The sequence below is a fragment of the Sporolactobacillus terrae DSM 11697 genome (assembly GCF_000648615.1).
In the GTDB taxonomy this organism is placed as follows: Bacteria; Bacillota; Bacilli; order Bacillales; family Sporolactobacillaceae; genus Sporolactobacillus; species Sporolactobacillus terrae.
Genome location: NZ_JFZC01000006.1, coordinates 1 through 238, shown reverse-complemented (window position 1 = coordinate 238; position 238 = coordinate 1). Strand labels below are relative to the sequence as shown.

At 44.1% G+C, this 238-nt stretch carries 1 pseudogene; it reads left to right on the top strand.

Features of this window, described 5'->3' with window-relative positions:
- A pseudogene (locus AA84_RS19275) lies at positions 1-230 on the top strand (ISLre2 family transposase); the annotation flags it as partial.
- Positions 231-238 lie beyond the last annotated feature (8 nt).

Genomic DNA, 238 nt, shown 5'->3' with positions numbered 1-238 from the left:
TGGTTAAGGTTATTCAAGGTATACGTAACGGGACGTTAAAAGCGGCGTATCTTTCTTCGTTCATTCCGACCAAACGCGACGAACGAATCATAAAAAAAATGATACGAATTGCATCCTTGTTGAAGGAACCTACGGTTCCGTCTATTGGTGCCCATCGCGGTCGAATTGGAACCAACGCGTCCTCTTCGAGTGCAGTAGGCAAACTGAACAAAGTGCTTACGTTTGCCTAAAAAATATG